This window comes from Streptomyces exfoliatus (assembly GCF_000725545.1).
Classification (GTDB): Bacteria; Actinomycetota; Actinomycetes; order Streptomycetales; family Streptomycetaceae; genus Streptomyces; species Streptomyces exfoliatus.
In genome coordinates this window covers 76,794-98,257 of sequence record NZ_JNZP01000016.1, presented here as the reverse complement: position 1 = coordinate 98,257, position 21,464 = coordinate 76,794, and the positions used below count along the sequence as shown (strand labels likewise).

Below are 21,464 nucleotides of genomic sequence, written 5' to 3'. Positions count from 1 at the left end.
GTTGACACATGTCGAACCAAGCGCCCAGGGCGCCTTCGCCACCTCCCCTCCCCATCGCTTCGACCCGCCCATGAATTCGATGAATGTCTATGTTGACGTCCGTCGATACAGGTGCCATGCTGAGGGCGTCAGAGATCGACAGACGTCGAAACACAGGGGATCCGTCATGAACGCCACCATCACCACCACCCCCGCCGACCGGCTGCCCATCGTGGTCATCGGGGCCGGCCCCGCCGGCCTCGCCGCCGCCGCGCACCTCGTCGACCGGGGCCTGGAGCCGCTGGTCCTGGAGGCGGGCTCCCGGGCGGGCGCGGCGGTGCGTGAGTGGTCGCACGTGCGGCTCTTCTCCACCTGGGGCGAGGTCACCGACCCGGCCGCCGAGAAGCTGCTCGCCCCCACCGGCTGGGTGAAGCCGGACGCGGACACCTACCCCACGGGCGGCGACTGGGCGGAGCGCTACCTCCAGCCGCTCGCCGATGTCCTCGGCGACAGCATCCGCCTCGGCGCCCGGGTCACCGGCGTCTCCCGGGCGGGCCGCGACCGGATCGTCGACGCCGACCGCGAGGCCCAGCCCTTCACCGTCCACGTCGAGTACGCCGACGGCCGCGAGGAGCGGATCACCGCCCGCGCCGTCATCGACGCCTCCGGCACCTGGGCCGTCCCGAGCCCGGCCGGCGGCGACGGACTGCCCGCGCTCGGCGAGAAGGCGGCGGCCGCACGGATCTCCTACCGCGTCCCGGACCTGAAGGACCCCGCTGTGCGCGCCCGCTACGCCGGGAAGCGCACCGCCGTCATCGGATCCGGCGCCTCCGCCTTCACCGCGCTCGCCTCCCTCGCCGACCTCGCGACGTCCGCGGACGGCGCAGGCACGCACGCCACCTGGATCCTGCGGCGCGGCATCTCCGGCTCCACCTTCGGCGGCGGCACCGCCGACCAGCTCCCCGCCAGGGGCGCACTCGGTCTCGCCGCGAAGGCCGCGGTCGACCAGGGACACGCCGACGCCGTCACCGGCTTCCGTACGGAGTCGATCGAGCCCGACGGCGAGCGGCTCGTCCTGGTCGGCGAGGACGGCCGCCGGCTCGACCCGGTCGACGAGGTCATCGTCCTGACCGGCTTCCGCCCCGACCTGTCGTTCCTCGACGAGCTCCGCCTCGGCCTCGACGAGCGCCTCCAGGCCCCCGTCGAGCTGGCCCCGCTCATCGACCCGAACCAGCACTCCTGCGGCACGGTCTACCCGCACGGCGTCAACGAGCTCTCCCACCCGGAGCAGGGCCTCTACCTCGTCGGAATGAAGTCCTACGGCCGCGCCCCGACCTTCCTCGCCCTCACCGGCTACGAGCAGGTCCGGTCCGTCGTCGCCGCCATCGCCGGCGACCGCGAGGCCGCCGAGCGGGTCGAGCTCGTCCTCCCGGAGACGGGCGTCTGCGGCGGCGCCGGCCTCTTCGACCAGGCGCAGACCGGCCAGGCGCGGACCGACGGGACGCAGACCGACGGGGCGACCGACGGCGGTGGCTGCTGCGCCCCCGCCCCGGCCCTCATCCAGCTCGGCACGGCCACCGCGGCACCCGCCTGCGGCTCGTGACCGCCCACAGCACCCGGGTGGACGGGGTCGCGACCGGAACAGGGGACCGGTCGCGGCCCCGCGCCGTCCTGCCCGCGCTGTGCGTCACCCAGATCACGAGCTGGGGCATCGTCTACTACGCCTTTCCCGTCCTCAATCCGGCCATCACCGCGGACACCGGCTGGAGCGCGGGCTCGACCACCGCGGCCTTCTCCGCCGCCCTCGTCGTCTCCGCCCTCGCCGGGATTCCCGTCGGCCGGATACTGGACCGCCACGGGCCGCGGATCGTCATGACGGTCGGTTCCGTCCTCGGCGTCCTGAGCCTGCTGATCGTGGCCGCGGCCCCCGGCCCCGCCGTCTTCCTCACCGGATGGCTCCTCGCCGGAACGGCCATGGCCACCACCTTCTACCAGCCCGCCTTCGCCGCGCTCACTCGCTGGTGGGCCCCGGACCACGTCCGCGCGCTGACGATCGTCACCCTCGCCGGCGGACTCGCCTCCACGGTCTTCGCACCCCTGACCGCGGTCCTCGCCGACCACATGTCCTGGCGTGCCACGTACGCGGTGCTCGCGGGCATCCTCGCGGCCCTGACCGTCCCCGCCCACGCCCTCGCCCTGAAGGCACCCTGGCCGGCGGCGCCCGAGAGCCCATCGCACGTCACCGGCGGCAGCGGCGGAGTGGTGCGCAGCCGTGCGTTCTGGATGCTGGCCGTCACGTTCACCCTGTCCGCGTTCGCGATGTACGCCGTCGTCATCGGCCTCGTCCCCCTCTTCCTCGACCGCGGCTACACCACCGCCCAGGCCGCATGGGCCCTCGGCCTCGGCGGCGTGGGACAGACCCTCGGCCGCACCCTCTACGCGACCCTCGCCCGCCGCCTCGGCGTCACCGCCCGCACCACCGCGCTGATCGGACTCGGAGGACTCACCACCGCCGCCCTCGCGACCGTGGCAGGCCCGTACGCGCTGCTCATCGCGGTGTCCGTGCTCGCCGGGGTGGTCCGGGGCAACCTCACGCTCCTCCAGGCCACCGCCGTCACGGACCGCTGGGGCAGTGCCCACTACGGCCGGCTCTCCGGACTCCTCGGCGCACCGGGCCACGTCGCGGCCGCGCTCGCCCCCTTCGCCGGCGCGATGCTCGCCGGGCCGCTCGGCGGCTACCCCGCCCTGTTCGCGCTGCTCTCCGCGCTGTCGGTGATCGCCGCCGTCACGGCCCTGGGGACGCGTCCGCCCAGGGCCACGCCGGGAGACCCTGGCCCATAGCCGTATGACCCAGGACCACGCCCGGACGACTCATCCGAACCGCGGACGAACCGTCCGGCGCGCGACCCCCGGAGCGTTGCGGCAGGCTGGGACCATGCCCGAACTCCCCGAGGTGGAAGCGCTCCGCGCGTTCCTCGACACGCACCTGGTGGGCAAGGAGATCGCCCGTGTGCTGCCCGTCGCGATCAGCGTCCTGAAGACGTACGACCCGCCCCTGAGCGCCGTCGAGGGCGCCACGGTCACCGCGGTCGGACGGCACGGGAAGTTCCTCGACCTCACCACCACCGGACCCGCAGGCGAGCTCCACCTCCTGTTCCACCTGGCCCGCGCGGGCTGGCTCCGCTGGCAGGACCCGCTGCCCTCCGGTCCGCCCAGGCCCGGCAAGGGCCCGCTGGCGCTGCGGACCGCGCTCACCGGCGGCGACGGCTTCGACCTCACCGAGGCCGGCACGACCAAACGCCTCGCCGTCCACCTCGTCCACGACGCCCAGGAGGTGCCGGGCGTCGCACGGCTCGGCCCCGACCCGCTCGCCGAGGACTTCGGCCCGGAGGAGTTCGCCGCGCTGCTCGCCGGCGAACGGCGCCAGATCAAAGGCGCCCTGCGCGACCAGAGCCTCATCGCCGGCATCGGCAACGCCTACAGCGACGAGATCCTGCACGCCGCCAAAATGTCGCCCTTCAAGCCCGTCCAGAACCTCACCCCCGAGGAGACGGCCGCCCTTTACACGGCGATGCGGACCACCCTCCACGAGGCCGTCGAACGCTCCCACGGCCTCGCCGCCGGCAGGCTCAAGGCCGAGAAGAAGAGCGGCCTGCGGGTCCACGGCCGCACGGGCGAGGCGTGCCCGGTGTGCGGCGACACCATCCGCGAGGTCTCCTTCAGCGACTCGTCCCTCCAGTACTGCCCCACCTGCCAGACCGGCGGCAAGCCGCTCGCCGACCGCCGTCTGTCGAAGCTCCTCAAGTAGCCCGCGACCTCAAAACGGCGACCGGCAGGCGGCGGACCCCAGGAAGCCCGCGCGCCTCCGGCCGCCCCCGGCCCGCCGGTTACACTCCGCCGCATGCTGCGCGTACTGGCCGTCGACGACGAGGCACCCGCCCTCGGGGAGCTGCTCTACCTGCTGCGCGCCGACCCCCGCGTCAGGAGCGCGGAGGGAGCCGCCGACGCCACCGACGCCCTCCGCAGGATCGGGCGCGCCCTTGAGGCGGGACCCGACGCCGACGAGGCCGTCGACGTCGTCTTCCTCGACATCCACATGCCCGGCCTCACCGGACTCGACGTCGCCCGGCTGCTCGCCGGCTTCGCCCGGCCGCCGCTCGTCGTCTTCGTCACCGCCCACGAGGGCTTCGCGCTCCAGGCCTTCGACCTGAAGGCCGTCGACTACGTCCTCAAGCCGGTCCGCCGCGAGCGGCTCGCCGAGGCCGTCCGCCGGGTCCACGACCTGGTGCACGCCACCGCCGCCCCCGTCCCGGCCGCGCCCGCCGCCGCCGAGCAGGTCCCGGTGGAGCTGGGCGGGGTCACCCGCTTCGTCTCCGTCGACGACATCGCGTACGTGGAGGCCCACGGCGACTACGCCCGCCTCCACACCGACCACGGCAGCCACCTCGTCCGCATCCCGCTCTCCACCCTCGAGGAGCGGTGGGCGGCCCGCGGCTTCGTCCGTATCCACCGCAGCCACCTCGTCGCCCTCGCCCGCATCGACGAGCTCCGGCTCGACGGCGGCGCCACCTCCGTACGGGTAGGCGCCACGGACCTCGCGGTCAGCCGCCGACACGCCCGCCACCTGCGGGATCTGCTGATGAGGCGGGCCGGCGGCTGAGCCCCGACGCGCGTCTACCGCCGTCGGGGAGTGCTGCGTAGACTCCACGCGACCCGGGCCACGGCCCGCACGAAGCCGTCGCACGCGTAGAGAGGCCGGAGCGGACCCCGATGTCCGAGCACCACCCTTCCCCAGCCTTCGGCCGGGGCGACCCCCAGCGCAGACCCCGCCGTGAGACCGTCACGTACGCCTCCGCCCACGGCGCGGGCGCCGTGCCGGGCCCCGCCCGGCGGCGGCCCGTGCATCCGCCGGCCCGTTCCGAGATCGACGAGCAGACCACCCTCGGCCACACCTATGTCCGCTCCCTGATGCGCAGCCAGCTGCGCGCCGCCCTCACCGCGCTCGGGGCCCTCGCCCTGCTCGTCGGTTCGCTGCCGCTGCTGCTCGCGCTGCCCGCGCCCGAGGCGTTCGTCTGGATCGCCCTCGGCGTCGGGGTGTACCCCGTCGTCTGGGGCATCGCCCACTGGTACGTGCGCCGCGCCGAACGCAACGAACGCGACTTCACCGGCCTCGTCGAACGGTGAGAACGGTGAACCGTCCCGCGTGAACCAGACCTACGCCGTCGTGGCCGTCGCCGCCGTCGTCCTCGCCACCGTCCTCATCGGCGCCCTCGGGCTGCGGATCTCCCGCACCACCTCCGACTTCTACGTCGCCTCCCGCACCGTCCGGCCGGGCCTCAACGCCGCCGCCATCAGCGGCGAGTACCTCTCCGCCGCCTCCTTCCTCGGCGTCGCGGGGCTCGTCCTGGTCCAGGGCCCCGCCATGCTCTGGTACCCGGTCGGCTACACCGCCGGCTACCTCGTCCTGCTCGTCCTGGTCGCCGCGCCGCTGCGCCGCTCCGGGGCGTACACCCTCTCCGACTTCGCCGAGGCGCGCCTCGAATCCCCGCAGGCCCGCCGTCTCGCCAGCCTCTTCGTCGTCGGCATCGGCTGGCTCTACCTGCTGCCGCAGCTCCAGGGCGCGGGACTCACCCTGGAGATCCTCACCGGAGCCCCCGACTGGGTCGGCGGACTGCTCGTCGCCCTCGTCGTCACGGGGACCGTCGCCGCCGGAGGGATGCGCAGCATCACCTTCGTGCAGGCCTTCCAGTACTGGCTGAAACTCACCGCGCTGCTCGTCCCCGTCCTCTTCCTGCTCGCGGCCTGGTACGGCGACGGGGCCCCCAGAGCCCGCTTCGACGCCCCCGCCGTCCTGCGCGGTCACACCGTCGTCAAGGTCGCCGACACGGTACGGATCGGCCTCGACGCCCCGCTCACCCTGACCGTCACCGGCAGCGTCGACTCCGTCCCGTACGAGCGGCGGACCGTGACCCTCGCCGCCGGCACCCACCACGTCCTCGGCGGCACCACGCTCGCCTTCCCGCCCGGAGCGCGCCTGCCGGAGAGGGTCGCCAGCGGCACCGACCCCCTCGGCTGGTCCCAGCCTCTGTCCGGCGGCCGCGACGGCCACCAGCTGTACGCCACCTACGGGCTGATCCTCGCGACCTTCCTCGGCACCATGGGCCTGCCGCACGTCGCCGTCCGCTTCTACACCAGCCCGCACGGCCGCGCCGCCCGCCGCACCACCCTCGTCGTCCTCGGGCTCGTCGGCGCCTTCTACCTGCTGCCCCCGCTGTACGGCTTCCTGGGCCGGATCTACGCCCCCGAGCTCGCCCTCACCGGCTCCGCCGACGCCGCCGTGCTCGTCCTGCCCGACCGGATCCTCGGCGGGCTGCCGGGCGATCTCCTCGGGGCGCTCCTCGCGGGCGGCGCCTTCGCCGCCTTCCTCTCCACCGCCTCCGGTCTGACCATGTCCGTCGCCGGGGTCCTCACCCAGGACGTGCTGCCCTCCCGGGGCGTACGGCACTTCCGCCTCGGGACCCTGCTGGCCACCGCGGTCCCGCTGGCCGTCGGGGTGGTCGCCTCCAAGGTGCCGGTCGCCGACGCCGTCGGCCTCGCCTTCGCCGTCTCCGCCTCCTCCTTCTGTCCGCTGCTCGTCCTCGGCATCTGGTGGCGGCGGCTCACCCCGCCCGGCGCCATGGCCGGGCTGCTGCTCGGCGGCGGCTCCGCCCTCGCGGCCGTGATGGCGACCCGGGCGGGACTCGCCCCCGAGGGCTGGCCGCACACCCTGATGGCGTGGCCGGCCGTCTGGTCGGTCCCGCTCGGCTTCCTCACCATGGTCCTCGTCTCGCTCGCCACACCCGGCCGCGTCCCGCCCGGCACTCCGGCGCTGCTCGCACGCCTCCACCTCCCGGAGGAGATCAGCCGGCCCCGGCAGACCACCCGCACCGTCCCGGAGGTACACCGATGACCCCGGAGATGCGCCGATGACCCCCGGGACACGCCGATGAGCGGCATCGCCCTCGCCGCCGCGGTCGCCGCGGGGGCCGTGCTGCTCGCCGCGGGATTCGTCCTGGGGCGGTTCGCCGGCCGGCGCGGTGGCCCGGCCGCCGATCCCGATCTCGGTACGCCCGTCGAGCGGGCCACCTTCCACACCCTGCACACCGCCTCGCTCGCGGCGCCGCCGCTGCGCGCCGGGCTCACCGAGGAGACGGCCCGCAGGGCGGCCGGCACCCTCCGTTCGCTGCTCGGCACGGAGGCGCTCTGCCTCACCGACCGGGGCGCCGTCCTCGCCTGGGACGGTCCGGGCGAGGAGCACCACCGGGCCCACGTCCCGGAACAGGTCGCCGAGACCCTGGAGACGGGGCGCAGCCGGTCCGCGCACACCGGCTGCGCCGACCCGGCCTGCCCGCTGCGCTGGGCGGTGATCGCCCCGCTCACCGGGGAGGACGGTGTGCTCGGCGCGCTCGTCGCCTACGGCTCGCGGGAGTCGGCCGTCCTGGTGCGGGCCGCGACCGAGGTGGCCCGCTGGGCCTCCGTCCAGCTGGAACTGGCCGAGCTGGACCGCTCGCGGACCCGGATCGTGGAGGCCGAGATCCGGGCGCTGCGGGCCCAGATCTCCCCGCACTTCATCTTCAACTCCCTCGCGGCCATCGCCTCGTTCGTCCGTACGGACCCGGAGCAGGCCAGGGAGCTCCTCCTGGAGTTCGCCGACTTCACCCGCTACTCCTTCCGCAGGCACGGCGAGTTCGCCCAGCTCGCTGACGAACTGCGTTCCATCGAGCAGTACTTGGCCCTGGCCGGGGCGCGTTTCGGCGACCGGCTGAAGGTGACGCTGCAGATCGCCCCCGAGGTGCTGCCGGTGACCCTGCCCTTCCTCTGTCTCCAGCCGTTGGTGGAGAACGCGGTGAAGCACGGCCTCCAGGACCGGGAGCGGGGCTGCCGCGTCACCATCGCGGCCCGGGACGCGGGCGCGGAGGCCGTGGTGACCGTCGAGGACGACGGCATCGGCATGGACCCCGAGCTGCTGCGCGCGGTCCTGCGCGGTGAGCACCCCGCAGGCTCCGGCATCGGCCTGTCGAACGTCGACGAGCGGCTGCGGCAGGTGTACGGGACGGAGTACGGCCTCGTCATCGAGACGGGTGTCGGCGCCGGGATGAAGGTGACGGTCCGCATCCCCAAGTACCGTCCCGGCGTGCACCGTTCGGCGCCGTGACGGCCTGAGGTCCTGCTCGCCCCGGCTGTCGGCGCCCTCCCGGACGACGCGGTCAGCGCAGGTGCAGCGACAGGTGCGCCAGCGGCAGCCCCAGCTTCCAGGCGGGCAGCCAGATCTGCTCGTCCTCGTCGACCGGGGACCCGGCGTCGTCGGCGCTCCTGTCGTCGAGGTCGGCCGCCCGCACCCAGGTGTCCCTGAGATGCCGCCACGCGGTCTCCGCGAGCGTCTGGTCGGGGCCGTCGCCACCGGCCTCGCGCCGCGCGGCGAGCCGCTCCTCGACCCAGGGCGGCCAGGGCCGGTCGTACGCCGTGTGCCGCAGCCACTCGTCGATCCGCCAGGGGGCCCCTCCGTCCGCCGGTCCCGCCGGCTCCTCCGAGAGGTGGACGGTCAGGGCGAGGGCCTGGAGGCCCGCCCGGTACTCCAGTGAGCCGGGCGCCACGAGCGCGGCGGCCCGCAGCACCTCGTCGGCCAGGTACTCGGCGCACAGCCAGGCCATCGGGACGGCGAGGCCGCCGCCGCTCGTGCCGCCGGTGCCGTTCGTGCTCTCGGGCAGCAACGCTCCCACCTTCTCCCGGAGATCGGGGACCCGGACATGGGGGACCCGGGGAGAGCTTCCTCCGCGAAGGACGTCCGCGGGGCCCGCTTTGCTCAACTCACCCGTGTGGTTTCGGATACGTTTTCCGGCCGGATCGGTGCCGGTGGGATTCCTGATGCCACGGGAGGCGTACGGGGCGGGAGGGGCGTCGCGGGCAGGGGTGCGGGCGGGTATCGGCTCCGGGCTCAGCCGAGGAGCGCGTACACCGCGGTCGCGTGGGCGGCGGTCTCCTGCGTGCCCTCCGCCGTCATGGTGATGTCGGCGAAGGCCATCCGCTTCCCCGTCTTGGTGAGCCGGGCCCGCACCAGGACGTCCGAGCCGACGACCGCCCGCTGGAAGCTGATGGACTGCTGGACGGTGGTCATCGGCACGAAGCCGCCGCGGGCGGCGGCGACCGCGATCACCGTCGCCGTGTCGGCTGCGGCCATCAGGGCCTGACCGGAGAGGCCGCCGCCCTCCCGGGCGAGCCGGTCCGACCACGGGAGCCGGAGCACGGCCTCGTGGCCGTCGGCGGAGGCCACGGCTTCGACGGTGAGTCCCAGATCGAGCACCCAGGGGGCGAAGTTGTCGGCGAGGACCTTTTCGGCGGCGGAGAGTGTCAGCGTCACGGCGTCATTGTGGGGCCCCGGCGCGGACCCGGGCAACGGGCCCGCGGCGCGGCCGGTAGCCCGGCAGGGACCGGCCGAGCTGCCGCAGCGCGTAGTGCGAGCGGGACTTGACGGTGCCGGCGGGGATGCCGAGTTCGACGGCGGCCTCGTTGACGGTGAGGCCGTGGAAGTAGAGCCGGACGAGGACCGCGCGGTGCTCGGGGCTCAGTTCGCGGACGGCCGCCCGTACGTCGAGGGCGGCCTCGGCCGAGGCGGTGGCGTCGGCGGGGTCGGGGGTCACCTCGAGGACGCCGTCCCCGATCTCGGCCGGGCGGGCCAGACGTGAGCGCCAGGCGTCGATGGCGAGGCGGCGGGCCACGGTGAAGAGCCAGGGGCGCATCGACTCGTACGGGCCGTCGAAGGCCTCGGGGTGGAACCAGGCCCGTACCAGGGTCTCCTGGGCGAGGTCCTCGGCCCGCTGGCGGTCCCCGTGGGTGAGCCCGAGCAGGAAGGAGAGCAGGGCGGGTCCGTGGTCCCGCTGCAGCTGCTCGAGGGTCCGTTCGTCGGTGGTCGCCGTCGTCATGTTTCCCGCCTCTCCCGCGGCTCGTCGTCCGGCCCGTATACGAGCGCATCCGGACGGCAGGGGACAGGGAACGGACATCGGCGTGCGACGAACGGTCGGACCGAGCGGCGAATGGTACGGCGAGCGGTCGGACGGCGACCGACCGGAGGTGGTGCGTCCGTTTAAGCGGGGTTGATGCACCGATGCGGCCTTGACCCTTGACTGCGGCTTTCCTGCGAGATCAATTCGTCAGAACACATGTTCATCAGACGAATTGGGTGGAGCGCCGATACATGACCTCACGCACCAGACCCGCGATGGCACTGGCCGCCGTCCTGCTCGCGGCGGCCACCGGTTGCGCCGACGGTGGCGGCCCGGCCGGCGGCGCCCCCACCCCGGAGGCCATGGCGCGACCGGGGAGCGCCCGGCCCGCCGTCCCGTCCGCCGCGCCCGGCGGGGCCTCTGCGCCCGCCGGATTCACCCTGGTCGCCTCCGGGGACGTCCTCCCGCACGACTCGATCATCCGCCGGGCCGCCGCGGACGCGGGCGGCGACGGCTACGACTTCGCCCCCATGCTCTCCGGGGTGAAGTCCGTCGTGTCCCAGGCGGACCTGGCCATCTGCCACATGGAGACCGTGTACGGAAAGGACGGCGGCCCCTACACCGGATACCCCGCCTTCAAGTCGCCGCCCGAGGTCGCCGCCGCGCTCAAGGCCACCGGATACGACTCCTGCTCCACCGCCTCCAACCACACCCTCGACGACGGCGCGGCGGGCCTCGGCCGTACCCTCGACGCCCTCGACCGGGCCGGCGTCCGGCACGCCGGATCGGCCCGCACCGAGGCGGAGGCGGCGAAGCCCGCCCTGCTCGAGGCCGGCGGCGCGACGGTGGCGCAGCTCGCCTACACGTACGACACCAACGGCTACCCGCTGCCCGAGGGGCAGCCCTGGGCGGTCCAGCTGCTCGACGAGAGCAAGGTGATCGCCGACGCCCGCGCCGCCCGCGCGGCCGGCGCCGACGTCGTCGTGGTCAGCGTCCACTGGGGCACCGAGTGGCAGACCGAGCCCGACGAACGGCAGCTCTCCCTCGGCCGTTCCCTCACCGCGTCGCAGACCGGCGGCCGCCCCGACATCGACCTGATCATCGGCACCCACGCCCACGTCCCGCAGGCGTACGAGAAGGTCAACGGCACCTGGATCGTCTACGGCATGGGCGACCAGATCGCCGGGGACATGATCAACCACCAGGGCGCCTTCGACCCCCGGGGCAACCAGGGCAGCATCGGCCGCTTCACCTTCGCGCCGCCGAGCGACGCCGGTGGGCGCTGGAAGGTGACCAAGGCCGAGTTCGTCCCCCAGTGGTTCGACACCGGGCGCGGCCGGGTCGTCAACCTCGGCGCAGCCGACGGCGGCGACCCGCGCCACACCGGCATCCGCGAGACGATCCGGCAGGTCGTGCTCAGCCGCGGCGCCGACAAGGACGGCCTGGTGATGGGCAGGTAGGCCTCCGGAGCGATCGGCTCATCGGGTGTTTTCGGACGGGTGACCGGTGTCGATGAGCCGCGCGGACCCTCATCCGTACGAACCATTGGTCATGAAAAAGGATCAGATGACCAGCGGGCGGCGGGCGGTGCTGCGGCTCGCCGCCGCCCTCGGAGCCACCGCCACCGTCGGAGTCCTCGCGGCGGACCGGCTCGCCGCGCCCGAACGGAGCAACGGCGCGACGTCCCGGGCCACCCCCGGAAGCCGCCCCGGGCGAGCGGGCGCGGCAGCGGGCCCGGCCGCGGGCCCCCAGGCCCAGGCCGCCCGGCTGCGCCCCAGCGCGTACCGGCTCCAGCCGATGACCGCGTACGCGCCCCCCGCGGTCCGTCGAGCGGTGCCGCCGGTGCGGCAACGGCCCTTCCTCAGCATGTCCGGCGTCGGCAGCTCCATGGTGCTGAGCTTCGACGACGGCCCCGACCCCCGCTACACCCCCGGCATCCTCCGGACCCTGCGCCGGTACGACTGCCGCGCGATGTTCTTCGTCTGCGGCGAGATGGCCGTCGAGAACCAGGACCTGCTGCGGGAGATGGCCGCGGACGGCCACGTCATCGGCAACCACTCCTGGTCCCACCCCCTGATCCCCAAGCTGCGGCCCTCCCGCATCCGCGACGAGCTCGGCTCCACGAGCGAGGTCGTCGAACGGACCCTGGGCGACGCCCCGCTCTGGTACCGAGCCCCCTACGGAGCCTGGAACCGGCACTCCTTCGAGATCGGCGCCGAACTCGGCATGGAACCGCTCGCCTGGACCGTCGACACCCTGGACTGGAAGGAACCCGGCACCGGCGCCATCGTCCGCCGCGTCCTCGACGGCGCCGCCCCCGGAGCGATCGTCCTCTCCCACGACGCCGGCGGCGACCGGACCCAGAGCGTGGCCGCGCTCCGCCGCTACCTGCCCGAACTCCTCGACGCCGGCTACCACATCACCGTGCCACGGCGCTGACCGTTCGGTCACGACGAAGCGGAACGGGTGCAGGCACCAGGAGGATCCGGGGGGCCTGCACCCGTGCGGCGCACTTCGCGATGCGTGAGGCTGAAGGGGTATCCATCGGCCCACACCTGGGGGAAAACGTGGCCATCTCCACCTCGCCGTCGTCGCGCGGCGGAACCCGAAACGGCGGCCGTCGCCGGGCGACGCGGATGGTGGCCGTCTGCTGCGGCCTGCTGCTGAGCGCACCGGCCGTCGCCGTCGCCGCCACCACCGCGCCCGCGGCCCCTGCACAGACGCGCTACGAGGAGCGCGCCCGGGGCACCCTCGTCTCCGCCGAGAAGCTGTACGCGCTCGCGACCCCGGGGGCGGTGGCCACCGAACTCGGCGCGGCCGGCTTCGAGGACGACACCGTCCGGTACGGCGTGGTCGCGTACCGGCTGGTCTACCGGACCGTCGACGCGCACGGACGGCCCACCACGGCGAGCGGGCTGCTCACGCTGCCGATCGACGGCGAACGACGGCTCCGGGCGGTCTCCTTCGCGCACGGAACCGGCAGCCACAAGAACGACTCCCCGTCCATGCGGCGCGTCGCGTTCGTCTCCGCGCCGGTGATCGCGCACGCGGCGGCCGGTGCGGCGGGGGTCGCGCCCGACTACCTGGGGATGGGCACGGGACCCGGCCCGCACCCCTGGATGGACATCCCCTCCGAGACCACGGCGTCCCTGGACATGCTGAGGGCGGCCCGCGCCTTCGCGCCCCGCGCCGGACGCGTGCTGGAGCGCGAGGTCATGGTCACCGGCTTCTCGCAGGGCGCCTCGGCGGCGCTGGGGCTCGGCCGGGCACTGGAGGCGGGGGAGGACCGCTGGTTCAGGCTCGGCGCGCTGGCACCGGTCAGTGGCGCGTACGACTTCGGCGGGGCGGAGCTGCCCGCGCTCCTCGCCGGCAGGCTGGAGCCCAAGTCCAGCGTGCTGTACGCGGCGTACACCCTGGTCGCGTTCAACCGGCTCCACCACCTCTACGACAGCCCTGGCGAGGTCTTCAGGGCCCCGTACGACACCACCGTCGAGGCGCTCTTCGACGGCGCCCACACGGGGGAACAGCTGATGCGGGGCACCCCGGGCGCTCTGGACGAGCTGCTGACCGCGCACGGCCGCGAGTTGCTCGCGCGGCCGACGGGGCCGCTGGCGGAGGCGCTGCGCGTGACCGACGCCGTGTGCACCGACTGGGCACCCCGTGCCCCGGTGCGGCTCTACATGGCGACCGGGGACGAGCAGGCCGTCACCGAGAACACCGAACACTGCAGGACGGCTCTGCTCGGGAACGGCGTGGACGCCCCGGTCGTCGATCTGGGCGCCGTCGACCACTACGGATCCCGTCACCTGGGATCCAACGTGGCGGCGACATCGTCGATCGTGCGCTGGTTCGGCGAGCTGCGCGGGCGGTGACGGGAACGACTGTCCCCGGGCTCAGGCCCCCGGCCCGGCGCCCAGGGACGCGCTCCCAGGGCCTGTCCGGCGGATCAGGGCCGGACACCCCCTAGGGGTGTCGCGTCCTACGGGCCTGGGGAGACCCCATGTACCAGACCCGCTCCCTGATCCGGCCTGATCCAAACGAAAGACCCTAGCGGGAGCCGACCATCCGGGCGTAGACGACGACGTTCCCGTCGTAGCCACGCGCCCGCGTGTAGCCGCCTCCGCAGGTGATGACGCGCAGTTCGGGCTCACCGGTGTCGGCGTAGACCTGCACGCCGGGGAAGTTGTCCTTCGAGTACACCTCGACCCCGTAGATCTCGAAGACCGCGACCCGGCCGTCGTACCGCTCGACCTCGACGTGCTGGCCCTTCTCCAGCGAGCCGAGGCCGTAGAAGACCGCGGGCCCCTGTCCGTTGTCGACGTGGCCGACGACCACCGCGGTGCCGCGCTGGCCGGGGGAGATGCCGTTCTGGTACCAGCCGGCCAGGTTGGCGTCCTGCGGCGGGGGCGCCGCCACCCAGCCGTCGGCGTCCAGGCCCACGTCCATGATCGGGGCCGCCACCCGGATCGCCGGGATCTTGATCCGCGAGGCCGGGGCGAAGGTCAGTGGCTGGACACCCTCGCTCGCCCCGGGCGGCGGCGGGGTGACGGGGCGCGCCACCGGCCGGGCCGCCGCGGCGGGCTGCGGAGGCCCGAGCGAGACGTCCACTCCGTTGCGCATCATCGCGATCCCGGACAGCATGGCGAGGGCCAGGACGCCCCAGGGTTGGCGTCTCCTGCGTTCGAAGACGCGGAAGTCCTTCGGGGGCATGGTTCTCCCTTCGTGGCGTCGTCAGAACGGTAAGGGCGGCCGGCCGGACCGTCGCCCCGAGCGGTGCGAACGGGTGGGGACCTCCTCCGGACGGGTGCCGGCGCACCGGCGTGGGGGGTACGAGAACGACCTTCCGGCGGGCGGGCGTCACGGCACGCGCGTCGGCCGGGACGCGGAAGACCGGAACGACTGCGGGGCGGCTCCGGACCGACGGAGCGGACCGATGCCGGACCGATGCCGGACCGACGGAGCGGACCGATGCCGGACCGACGCCGGAGTGGCGACATGCGGGTGACCCGGGGCTGACCCATCCGAGTACTCGTCAGATAAGCAGTCCGATCGGCTCTGACCTGCGGTTCTTCCCCTTCAGGCGGCCTCATTCCGGGCGTGTCGCCTCACCGGGGTGGACCAGTGCCGAAATGCACAGCTCGCCCCGGCTTGTGATGGTTCGTCATGGAAGGCGTACTCGTCGAAACTCCCGGAGCACCGCTTTGGGGCGTCTTCCACTGGAGGTTCAACCATGCGTGCTGCACGCACTCTGGCGGTGACCGCCACCGCAATCGCTGCGGTCGGGCTCGCGGCCCCCCTCGCCGTCGCCACGAACGGGCCGAGCAATGTCCAGGTCAACCCCTTCGACGTCCACGCGGGGTCGACCATCACGATCACCGCCAAGGGTTGCGGTCACGGTGGCACCGTCACGTCCAACGCCTTCCCGACGACCAACCTGTCGGTCAACTCCAACGGGCTCTCCAGCGCCATCGCCCGTGTCCACAACAACGCCACTCCCGGCAGCTACAACCTCGCCGTCAAGTGCAGCGACAACACCAGGGTCGTCACGCACCCGTTCCGCGTCCTCGCGGGCCGCGGCGCGCAGGGTGGCATCGGCGGTTCCCTGGCGCCCAGCTCCACCGAGATGGCCGTCGGCGGCAGCCTGGTCGCCGCCGCCGCGCTCGGCGGCGGACTCTTCATCGCCCGCCGTCGCCGTATGACCGGCGCGGGGGTCTGACCGGTCGAACCTCCCGGTCCGGCCTGCTACGCCCGCCGCCCCCGAGTCCCCGTCCGGGACCCGGGGGCGACGGGCGTCCTGCGGCGGGCGCCGGGCACCGCTCCGGCGCACCGGTCCACGGTGTTGGTCCACGTCACCGCTCCACGTCACCGGTCCACGGCACCCGCTCAATGGTGACGGGAGGCGCCGGAGCGGCGTCGGAGCACGTACACGCCGCCGGCGGTCGCGGCCAGGACGAGTCCCGCGCCCGCGGCCAGTTCGACCGGTTCGAGCCCGCCCACCGAGCCGCCCAGGCCGCCCTGCACCCCGCGAGGGGGAGTGAGGATGGTGGAGCTGATCGTCGGGGTGGCGGTGGGGATGCCGCTGATCGTCAGGTCGACGGTGTCCTGGACGCCGCCGGTGCAGTTGAACGACACCGTGTACACGGCACCCCGCCGGGCGTCCCAGTCCACGGTGGCGGTCGCCGCCGCGTTCGGCGCGATGGTCACCGTGTCGAAGATGCCGGCCGAGGCCGTCGCCGTACTGGCGCAGCCGGGTGCGCTGAGCGTCACCCGGCCGCCGGGGGCGACGACCGAGGGCGACACGACGAAATCGCCCGGTGCCTTGGCCCGCGGTGCCCGCGGGTTCGGTGCGGGGGCACCGTCCGCCGCGACGGCGGCGGGGGCGGCCAGGGCGAGGGCGGCCGCCCCCAGCAGGGCAGTGGTTGCGGCACGTATCGCGCGCATGGTGAATCCTCCGGGTCCCGAGGGGCAGCCGCGGAAGGGGGTTTCCGCCAAATACCGTGCGTACACCTCGATGCCGCCAACGCTAGGAGCGCACTACCACAACCGCGATCCCAGACGTGCGAATGGGGCACGCATGTCCCCCGTGCGGCCCGCTGTGGTGCCCCGACTCACCCGGTGAGCTGCGGGAACAGGTCGGTGAACGGCGTGGCGGTGGCCGAGATGCCCCGGCCGAACGGCGCGTCGAAGTCCCAGATGAGGAACAGCAGGAACGCGATCAGCACACTGAAAAGCCCGGCGAGCAGCAACTCCCGTCCGGTTCTGCGGATCTGCAGGGTGAAGATCAGGCCGACGGTCACCAGGGCCCCGATGATCAGACCGAACCACACCACCCCCGGCATGGTGGCCCCGGCACTCTGGCCCCTGGCCCCCCGGGCGTCGTCGGCGACCGCCACCTGATCCACCAGGGGCTGGTAGGCCTGGCCCTCGAAGTCGTTGGCCGGCTGGTAGTCGGTGACGCTGCGCCGGACCCGGTCGAGGAGCGCGGTGCCCTCCTCGCTCAGCTCGCCCTCCTCGGCCATGTACGCCCATTCCTCGTCGACCACGTAGCCGACGTACGCGTCGACGTCGGCGCGGATGCGGTCGCGGACCTGCTGCGGGTACACCTCGACCCGGGCCGAGATCTCGTGCATCGCCTGGGCCTCCTGTCGCACGGTCTCCTGCGCGGCACCACGGGCCTCCCAGACGCCGGCGATGGCCAGACCGAGGACGATCGCGTAGATCACGCCGATCATCATCGTCATGTACTCGATGACGTCAGGGGTTTCGCTGGGGTCGTCGTCCTCCGGGATCCGGCGGTTGTTGATGACGACGATCGTGAGCACGACGGCACACGCGGCGGCCATCGCAAGGGTGAGAACAAGCCATTCAGACATGAATTCCTCAGTCGGAGGTCAGCGGGAGCGGGGGCGGAGGATCGCGGTCGCGAGGACCGCGGGCGCGATGATCACCAGCGTCATGGTGACGACGGACGTCCGGCCCGTCGGCTGGGGCCGTGACGTGCGCCGGTAGTGGGGCAGCGCGACGGGCGCCGCGGCCGGCGGTCGCGGTCGCAGGGTGGGCGCCGGTGCCGGCGGGGGCGGCGGGGCCGCCGCCGGGCTGCGTTCCGGCGGCTGCGTGCCGGGGGGTACGGGGGACGCCGGTGCGGGGCCCGGTGCCGGAGTGGTGACCGGGGGAGGCGGTGGCGTCGTGGTCCGTACGGGAGGCGGGGGCTGCGCGGGGGACGGAGGGGGAGGCGGCTCGGGCGTCGGCCGTGGCACGGGCGTCGTGGGACGCGGTGGCGACGGCGGTGGGGGCGACGGCGACGGCGGGGTCGGCCGGGGCGTGCAGCCGCCCGACCCGATGACCGCCACCGAGGTGTTCGACCCGCCGGGGCCGGTGGTGGCGTAGGCGCAGGAGTCGGCGGCGGCGGGCACGGGCGTGGAGAGCATCCACACCAGGGCCAGCGCCGCCACTGGCCGCGCGAGGAGTGATCCGTACAGAGACACGCCGTCGAGCTTGATCACAGACACGCCGCGCCGGGGCGGAAATCCCGTGGGATTCGCCGGATGGTGGGGATCTCCGTACGCACCGGCTTGACGTTCGCCGCTCCGGGGGCGCGCGCGGGGCGCAATTCCGGGGGTCGAGGCCCCGATCGGATGCGCGGAGACGGCCGACTCCGGTCGTTCCGGGCTCCGAAGGGATTTCTGTCCGGTTGTCGCCCTGTCGGGCAGAGCGGTCACGGGGGATCCTGCACCGATGACCGGGCCCGAAGGGGGCGACGGACCGGGCGCCGACCGGGCCTGGGGGCACATCGGAGGAAACGACTGCCGGCCGTGGAGCCGACGCACAGTCACATGCACGTGAAAATGCACAGCCTGAAGGCGTGAAATCTTCGCTCCGAGAAGCACGTGCCAATGGCGTGTGACCAAGAACGGACCGCGAATTTCCGTTTCTACTCGCTCTCTCGGCGGGTGATCAGTAGCCTCACCTCGAACACCGGCCGCGAACACATGGCCGCATCCCCCATGGCGACTTGTTGGAGACATTGATGGAGCGTCCCGCCTGGGCTCCGCCGGGTATCGACATTTCGGTGCCGAGCGTGTCCCGTATGTACGACTTCTATCTGGGCGGCTCGCACAATTTCGAAGTGGACCGGGAAGCGGCGCGCAAGGCCATGGAGTTCATGCCTGGCCTGCCCAAGATCATGCAGGCGAACCGTGCCTTCATGCGACGCGCCGTCCGCCACGCCGTTGACAACGACGTCACCCAGTTCCTGGACATCGGCTCCGGCATACCCACCTTCGGCAACGTGCACGAGGTCGCCCGCGCCGCCGACCCCACCGCCCGGGTCGTCTACGTCGACCACGACCCGGTCGCCGTGGCCCACAGCCGCGCGGTCCTGGACGGCGACGAGGGCGCCACGGTCGTCGCCGCCGACCTCCGCAAGCCGGCCGACATCCTCCACAGCCCCGAGGTCACCCGACTCCTCGACCTGGAGCGGCCCGTGGCGCTGCTCCTCGTAGCCGTCCTGCACTTCCTGGAGGACGAGGACCGGCCGCACGAGGCCGTCGCCGAGCTGATCGCCGCCCTCGCGCCCGGCAGCCTCGTCGTCCTCACCCACGCCTCGTACGAGGGCATCCCGCTCTCCGAGGAACAGGCGGGCGGCACCGTCGGCGTCTACCGGAACATCCGCAACCCCCTGGTGATGCGTTCCGGCGACGAGATCACCCGCTTCTTCGAGGGCACCGAACTGGTCGAGCCCGGCCTCGTCCCGATGCCCCTCTGGCGACCGGACAGTCCGGTCGAGGAGGAGGATCCCTTCGCCTTCTCCGGTTTCGCAGGGGTGGGGCGCAAGGCGTGAAGGTCCCGACGCAGCCGTCCGGCGCGGTCGCCGAAGCGGACGGCCCGGAGGACAGACTCAGGCGGTTCGTCACCATCTGGAGCCGTGCGATCTTCCCGGTGACCGCCACCTCGCTGACCCGCGCCGAGTTCGAGGGGCATCTGCTGCCCCTCGCCCGCACCCTCTACGACGCCCTGCACGCCCGGCCGTTCGACACGGCCCCGGCCCAGCGCACCGGCGCGGCCCTCGTCGCCGCCCACTGCACCGACCCGGACGCGCTCGGCCGCAGCCTCGGCGTCGTCGACTCGTACCTGGTGCTGTACTGCGGTGGGGCGTCGGACCTGCCGGTCGAGGAGCTCCGGGCCCGCTGCGCCCGGCTCCAGCACGCCATGGCCGCCGGCTACGCGCAGGCGCTGCGCGAGCGGACCCGCGCCGAGCAGGAGGCCATCGCCCGCTCCGCGCTCTCCGCCCGCAGCGCCGCCGAGATCGCCCTGCACGCCACCGAGAGCCGCTTCCGGGCGGTCTTCGACGGGGCGGCCATAGGGATCGGCATCGCCGACCTCGACGGCAACGTCCTTGAGGTCAACGAGACCCTCACCCGCATGTTCGGCGGGATGGAGGGCCAGGTCCGCAGCCGGAACGTGAGCGAGTGGGTCCACCCCGAGGACGGCCCGCACGTCTGGAAGCTGTACGACGAGCTGGTCCGCGGCGACCGGGACTCCTACCGGGTCGAGAAGCCGTACTACCGCGGTGACGGAACGGTTCTGTGGACCAACCTCACCGTCTCGCTCCTCCGGGACGCCGAGGGCAACCCCCAGTACCAGCTGGCCCTCATGGAGGACACCACCGAACGGCGCCTGCTCCACCTGCGCCTGCGGTACGAGGCCACCCACGACGCGCTCACCGGCCTGCCCAACCGGACCCTGTTCTTCGAGCGCCTCGAGAAGGCCCTCGCGCCCGGCGACAACGCCCGCTTCGGCCTCTGCTACCTGGACCTCGACGGCTTCAAGGTCATCAACGACAGCCTGGGCCACTCCACCGGCGACCGACTGCTCGTCGAGGTCGCCGACCGGCTCCAGAGCTGCGTCACCGGATCCGGCGAGATGGTGGCCCGGCTCGGCGGGGACGAGTTCGTCGCCCTCACCACCGCGCCGGGCGGCGAACGGGACGTCACCGAACTCGCGGACCGCATCCTCGGCGCACTCTCCACGCCCCTGCGCATCGACGGCCGCGAACTGACCGTCCGCGGCAGCCTCGGCGTCGTCGAGGGCCCGGCCGGCGAGCGCACTCCCGCCGAGGTGCTGCGGAGCGCCGACATCACCATGTACCGCGCCAAGTCGGCCGGCGGAAACCGCTTCGAGCTCGCCGACGCGGAGGCCGACGCCCGCGCCATCACCCGGCACGGACTCACCACGGCCCTGCCGGCCGCCCTGGAGCGCGGCGAGTTCTTCATCGAGTACCAGCCGCTCGTCCACCTCGGCGACGGCAGCGTGCACGGCGCCGAGGCGCTCGTGCGGTGGTGCCACCCGCAGCACGGGGTGCTCGGCCCCGACCGCTTCATCCCGCTCGCCGAGGACACCGGCCTCATCGTGCCGCTCGGCCGGTGGGTGCTCCAGGAGGCCGTACGGCAGGCCCGCTTCTGGCAGACCCGGCACTCCGACGGCGGCCCGCTGCGGATCAACGTCAACCTCTCCCCGACCCAGCTCCATCACCCGCGCCTGGTCGCCGACACCGTCGACGTCCTGGAGCGGTCGGGGCTCGAACCGGGCGCCCTCTGCCTGGAGGTGACCGAGTCGGCGCTCATCGGCGCCGACGAGGACCTGCTCAAGCCGCTGCGGCAGCTCGCCGAGATGGGCGTGGACATCGCGCTCGACGACTTCGGCACCGGCTACTCGAACCTGGCCAACCTGCGCCGCCTGCCGGTGAGCGTCCTCAAGCTCGACCGTTCCTTCACCCGGGGCATGCAGCAGCACCCGGTGGACCCGGTCGACCTCAAGATCGTCGAGGGGATCGTCTCCCTGGCGCACAGCCTGGAACTCGCCGTCACCGTCGAGGGCGTGGAGACCGGCGCCCAGGCCCGCCAGCTCCGCGAGCTCGGCTGCGACACGGCCCAGGGCTGGTACTACGCCCGCCCCGGAGCCCCGGACCGCATCCACTCGCTGCTCCTGGCGGACGCGGTCTGAAGG

At 73.5% G+C, this 21,464-nt stretch carries 20 protein-coding genes; 13 read left to right on the top strand and 7 right to left on the bottom strand.

Annotated elements, in window-relative coordinates; genetic code table 11:
- Nucleotides 1-166: 166 nt before the first annotated feature.
- The 7 genes from IO20_RS0120400 (at nucleotide 167) to IO20_RS0120370 (ending at nucleotide 8,173) form a co-directional block, all read left to right on the top strand.
- Entirely contained in the window at nucleotides 167-1,582 is a 1,416-nt protein-coding gene (locus IO20_RS0120400; RefSeq protein WP_030552599.1) for an NAD(P)-binding domain-containing protein, read from the top strand.
- Nucleotides 1,579-2,820 carry an MFS transporter gene (locus tag IO20_RS0120395; RefSeq protein WP_030552598.1) on the top strand — a complete coding sequence of 414 codons (1,242 nt, stop codon included), beginning with the start codon at nucleotides 1,579-1,581 and terminating at the stop codon, nucleotides 2,818-2,820. The genes IO20_RS0120400 and IO20_RS0120395 overlap by 4 nt, the downstream gene beginning before the upstream one ends.
- 94 nt (nucleotides 2,821-2,914) lie before the next feature.
- Entirely contained in the window at nucleotides 2,915-3,787 is an 873-nt protein-coding gene (locus tag IO20_RS0120390; protein WP_030552597.1) for an Fpg/Nei family DNA glycosylase, read from the top strand.
- A gap of 93 nt (nucleotides 3,788-3,880) precedes the next feature.
- Nucleotides 3,881-4,639, top strand: coding sequence for a LytR/AlgR family response regulator transcription factor (locus IO20_RS0120385; RefSeq protein ID WP_030552596.1), 759 nt, complete (start codon nucleotides 3,881-3,883; stop codon nucleotides 4,637-4,639).
- Between the two features lie 110 nt (nucleotides 4,640-4,749).
- Nucleotides 4,750-5,163 (top strand): DUF485 domain-containing protein, encoded by a 414-nt coding sequence (locus tag IO20_RS36740; protein ID WP_030552595.1) that lies wholly within the window; start codon nucleotides 4,750-4,752, stop codon nucleotides 5,161-5,163.
- Between the two features lie 19 nt (nucleotides 5,164-5,182).
- Nucleotides 5,183-6,928: a sodium/solute symporter gene (locus tag IO20_RS0120375; protein ID WP_051874582.1), complete on the top strand. Its 1,746-nt coding sequence runs from the start codon at nucleotides 5,183-5,185 to the stop codon at nucleotides 6,926-6,928.
- A 36-nt stretch (nucleotides 6,929-6,964) separates the two neighbouring features.
- Nucleotides 6,965-8,173, top strand: coding sequence for a histidine kinase (locus IO20_RS0120370; RefSeq protein ID WP_030552592.1), 1,209 nt, complete (start codon nucleotides 6,965-6,967; stop codon nucleotides 8,171-8,173).
- 52 nt (nucleotides 8,174-8,225) lie between these two features.
- On the opposite strand, the gene IO20_RS0120365 is transcribed toward IO20_RS0120370, so the two are convergent.
- From IO20_RS0120365 to IO20_RS0120355, 3 genes are all read right to left on the bottom strand, one after another.
- Nucleotides 8,226-8,738, bottom strand: a complete 513-nt coding sequence (locus IO20_RS0120365; protein ID WP_425423737.1) for a hypothetical protein — start codon at nucleotides 8,736-8,738, stop codon at nucleotides 8,226-8,228.
- A 215-nt stretch (nucleotides 8,739-8,953) separates the two neighbouring features.
- Complete coding sequence (locus IO20_RS0120360) at nucleotides 8,954-9,376, bottom strand: PaaI family thioesterase (protein WP_030552588.1); 423 nt, start codon at nucleotides 9,374-9,376, stop codon at nucleotides 8,954-8,956.
- A gap of 4 nt (nucleotides 9,377-9,380) precedes the next feature.
- Nucleotides 9,381-9,938: a sigma-70 family RNA polymerase sigma factor gene (locus IO20_RS0120355; RefSeq protein ID WP_030552586.1), complete on the bottom strand. Its 558-nt coding sequence runs from the start codon at nucleotides 9,936-9,938 to the stop codon at nucleotides 9,381-9,383.
- Nucleotides 9,939-10,210: 272 nt separating this feature from the next.
- Here IO20_RS0120355 and IO20_RS0120350 point away from each other — a divergent pair, with 272 nt between their 5' ends.
- The 3 genes from IO20_RS0120350 to IO20_RS0120340 all read left to right on the top strand — a co-directional run bounded on the left by IO20_RS0120350 (nucleotide 10,211) and on the right by IO20_RS0120340 (nucleotide 13,831).
- Entirely contained in the window at nucleotides 10,211-11,419 is a 1,209-nt protein-coding gene (locus IO20_RS0120350; RefSeq protein ID WP_030552584.1) for a CapA family protein, read from the top strand.
- Between the two features lie 91 nt (nucleotides 11,420-11,510).
- Entirely contained in the window at nucleotides 11,511-12,398 is an 888-nt protein-coding gene (locus IO20_RS0120345; protein WP_030552582.1) for a polysaccharide deacetylase family protein, read from the top strand.
- Nucleotides 12,399-12,526: 128 nt separating this feature from the next.
- Nucleotides 12,527-13,831, top strand: coding sequence for a lipase (locus tag IO20_RS0120340; protein ID WP_211270400.1), 1,305 nt, complete (start codon nucleotides 12,527-12,529; stop codon nucleotides 13,829-13,831).
- A gap of 175 nt (nucleotides 13,832-14,006) precedes the next feature.
- Here IO20_RS0120340 and IO20_RS0120335 read toward each other — a convergent pair whose 3' ends face one another.
- A complete protein-coding gene (locus IO20_RS0120335; protein ID WP_030215383.1) occupies nucleotides 14,007-14,669 on the bottom strand; it encodes a class F sortase in 663 nt (220 codons plus the stop codon).
- 520 nt (nucleotides 14,670-15,189) lie between these two features.
- Between IO20_RS0120335 and IO20_RS0120330 the strand changes: the two genes are divergently transcribed.
- Entirely contained in the window at nucleotides 15,190-15,675 is a 486-nt protein-coding gene (locus IO20_RS0120330; RefSeq protein WP_030552579.1) for a hypothetical protein, read from the top strand.
- A gap of 167 nt (nucleotides 15,676-15,842) precedes the next feature.
- Here IO20_RS0120330 and IO20_RS0120325 read toward each other — a convergent pair whose 3' ends face one another.
- From IO20_RS0120325 to IO20_RS40370, 3 genes are all read right to left on the bottom strand, one after another.
- The gene (locus IO20_RS0120325; RefSeq protein ID WP_030552577.1) at nucleotides 15,843-16,400 is read right to left on the bottom strand and encodes a hypothetical protein; all 558 of its coding nucleotides are present in this window, start codon (nucleotides 16,398-16,400) and stop codon (nucleotides 15,843-15,845) included.
- A 167-nt stretch (nucleotides 16,401-16,567) separates the two neighbouring features.
- Nucleotides 16,568-17,332 (bottom strand): bestrophin-like domain, encoded by a 765-nt coding sequence (locus IO20_RS0120320; protein ID WP_030552574.1) that lies wholly within the window; start codon nucleotides 17,330-17,332, stop codon nucleotides 16,568-16,570.
- Between the two features lie 18 nt (nucleotides 17,333-17,350).
- Entirely contained in the window at nucleotides 17,351-17,944 is a 594-nt protein-coding gene (locus tag IO20_RS40370) for a hypothetical protein (RefSeq protein WP_157850792.1), read from the bottom strand.
- Nucleotides 17,945-18,486: 542 nt separating this feature from the next.
- Here IO20_RS40370 and IO20_RS0120305 point away from each other — a divergent pair.
- Together IO20_RS0120305 and IO20_RS0120300 are read left to right on the top strand one after the other, a co-directional pair.
- Nucleotides 18,487-19,299 carry an SAM-dependent methyltransferase gene (locus IO20_RS0120305; protein ID WP_030552573.1) on the top strand — a complete coding sequence of 271 codons (813 nt, stop codon included), beginning with the start codon at nucleotides 18,487-18,489 and terminating at the stop codon, nucleotides 19,297-19,299.
- On the top strand, nucleotides 19,296-21,461 hold the full coding sequence (locus tag IO20_RS0120300) for a putative bifunctional diguanylate cyclase/phosphodiesterase (RefSeq protein ID WP_030552572.1): 2,166 nt from the start codon (nucleotides 19,296-19,298) through the stop codon (nucleotides 21,459-21,461). The genes IO20_RS0120305 and IO20_RS0120300 overlap by 4 nt, the downstream gene beginning before the upstream one ends.
- The last annotated feature ends 3 nt before the right edge of the window (nucleotides 21,462-21,464 follow it).

Excerpts from the sequence above, each read along its gene's own strand:
- IO20_RS0120350 (WP_030552584.1), top strand. The coding sequence starts at position 10,211 with ATGACCTCACGCACCAGACCCGCGATGGCACTGGCCGCCGTCCTGCTC.
- IO20_RS0120325 (WP_030552577.1), bottom strand. The coding sequence starts at position 16,400 with ATGCGCGCGATACGTGCCGCAACCACTGCCCTGCTGGGGGCGGCCGCC.
- IO20_RS0120305 (WP_030552573.1), top strand. The coding sequence starts at position 18,487 with ATGGAGCGTCCCGCCTGGGCTCCGCCGGGTATCGACATTTCGGTGCCG.
- IO20_RS0120370 (WP_030552592.1), top strand. The coding sequence starts at position 6,965 with ATGAGCGGCATCGCCCTCGCCGCCGCGGTCGCCGCGGGGGCCGTGCTG.
- IO20_RS0120390 (WP_030552597.1), top strand. The coding sequence starts at position 2,915 with ATGCCCGAACTCCCCGAGGTGGAAGCGCTCCGCGCGTTCCTCGACACG.
- IO20_RS0120385 (WP_030552596.1), top strand. The coding sequence starts at position 3,881 with ATGCTGCGCGTACTGGCCGTCGACGACGAGGCACCCGCCCTCGGGGAG.
- IO20_RS0120355 (WP_030552586.1), bottom strand. The coding sequence starts at position 9,938 with ATGACGACGGCGACCACCGACGAACGGACCCTCGAGCAGCTGCAGCGG.
- IO20_RS0120320 (WP_030552574.1), bottom strand. The coding sequence starts at position 17,332 with ATGTCTGAATGGCTTGTTCTCACCCTTGCGATGGCCGCCGCGTGTGCC.
- IO20_RS0120335 (WP_030215383.1), bottom strand. The coding sequence starts at position 14,669 with ATGCCCCCGAAGGACTTCCGCGTCTTCGAACGCAGGAGACGCCAACCC.
- IO20_RS0120330 (WP_030552579.1), top strand. The coding sequence starts at position 15,190 with ATGCGTGCTGCACGCACTCTGGCGGTGACCGCCACCGCAATCGCTGCG.
- IO20_RS36740 (WP_030552595.1), top strand. The coding sequence starts at position 4,750 with ATGTCCGAGCACCACCCTTCCCCAGCCTTCGGCCGGGGCGACCCCCAG.
- IO20_RS0120400 (WP_030552599.1), top strand. The coding sequence starts at position 167 with ATGAACGCCACCATCACCACCACCCCCGCCGACCGGCTGCCCATCGTG.
- IO20_RS0120345 (WP_030552582.1), top strand. The coding sequence starts at position 11,511 with ATGAAAAAGGATCAGATGACCAGCGGGCGGCGGGCGGTGCTGCGGCTC.